The organism is Jatrophihabitans lederbergiae, from assembly GCF_031845305.1.
Classification (GTDB): Bacteria; Actinomycetota; Actinomycetes; order Mycobacteriales; family Jatrophihabitantaceae; genus Jatrophihabitans_A; species Jatrophihabitans_A lederbergiae.
Genome location: NZ_JAVREH010000174.1, coordinates 1 through 1209 on the forward strand (window position 1 = coordinate 1; position 1209 = coordinate 1209).

At 65.7% G+C, this 1209-nt stretch carries 1 protein-coding gene and 2 pseudogenes; 1 reads left to right on the forward strand and 2 read right to left on the reverse strand.

Features of this window, described 5'->3' with window-relative positions; translation table 11 throughout:
* Nucleotides 1-115 precede the first annotated feature (115 nt).
* Nucleotides 116-532, reverse strand: a complete 417-nt coding sequence (locus RM423_RS24805; RefSeq protein ID WP_311425707.1) for an IS3 family transposase — start codon at nucleotides 530-532, stop codon at nucleotides 116-118.
* Nucleotides 533-600: 68 nt separating this feature from the next.
* Nucleotides 601-831 (reverse strand): annotated as a pseudogene (locus RM423_RS26160) (transposase); the annotation flags it as partial.
* Between the two features lie 166 nt (nucleotides 832-997).
* On the opposite strand from RM423_RS26160, the pseudogene RM423_RS24810 reads away from it, so the two are divergent.
* Nucleotides 998-1209: pseudogene (locus RM423_RS24810) on the forward strand (class I mannose-6-phosphate isomerase); the annotation flags it as partial.

The window sequence follows — 1209 nt, forward strand, 5'->3', positions numbered from 1 at the left end:
AATGAGTGGTCACCTGTCAGCAGCTCACCCACCACCCTGCACTCGACCTGGACCGGTGAAATCTCAGGGGCTCCTGCCAGCCGCCGCGAACCGCCGGGTCACCCCGGCCCTCCCATTAGGTGATGTCGCCGACCCAGACGCGGTTCAGCGTCCCGGTGTCCCAGATCCGGGCCACCGCATCAGCGGGGTAGGCATCAGCGTGATCGATGACCGTCGTGGTGCGCCACCGCTTGGGACAGACGCCGCGCAGCCCGAGGTGGCGCATCGCCTTGGCGACGGTCTTGCGGGAGATGACCTCCCCGTCCTCACGCAGGTCGACCAGGATCCGCGGTGCCCCGGACACCTCGTCGGACTCGCCGTGGAACCAGGCGATCTTGGCCTCGATCCGCTCCGTGCGCAGCGCCCGCGCCGACGGCCCGCGACCAGCCAGGCGTAGAAACCCGAGCGAGACACCTCGAGCAGGCGGCCCATCCGGGCGATGCTGAAATTGCTCTTCTCCGCGTGCATCAGTGCGAACGCTTCTCGTTCGTATCCGAGGCTTCCTGGGCGAAGAAGAGTGACGCTTTTTTTCAAGAACGCCCGATCCATCTTCAGTTCCGAGTTCTCCTTGCGCAGCCGGGCAAGCTCGGCCCGCTCGGTCTCGCTCAACGCGCCGTCGCCAGCCTCATGGCGGGCCCTGAACGCGTTCACCCACCGACCCAACGTCGCCTCGTTGATACCCAGCTCCCGGGCCACCGTGGCCACCGCCCGACCGGTGTTGATCACCAGCTTCACGGCCTCGTCCTTGTACTCAGGAGTGAACTCCCGACGCTGTCTTCCCATGATGAACATCCTCACTTACGAGGTGTCCACCGTCCGGGGGCAAGGCCAGATCGGAGCCACCACGGCCCGAGCAGCCGAAATAGCAATGCCCCGATCTTTGCCAACGCCGGCCGAAAAACCGATGATCAACAGGCGGCTGGACGGCGTTAGCAACAGCGGCGGGTCTGATCGCTGGATGAAGGACAGCGACCCGGCTCCGATGCTGGCCGCGATGAACCGGTTGCCGGTCCAGGTCGGCGATGCGGTGCTGGTGCCGGCCGGGGTACCCCATGCGATTGGGGCCGGCATCCTGCTGGTCGAGCTGCAGGAACCGACCGACTCCTCGATCATGTTGGAATGGCAGGGCTTCGCCGTCGACGATCCGGATGACTGGCATCTCGGATTAGG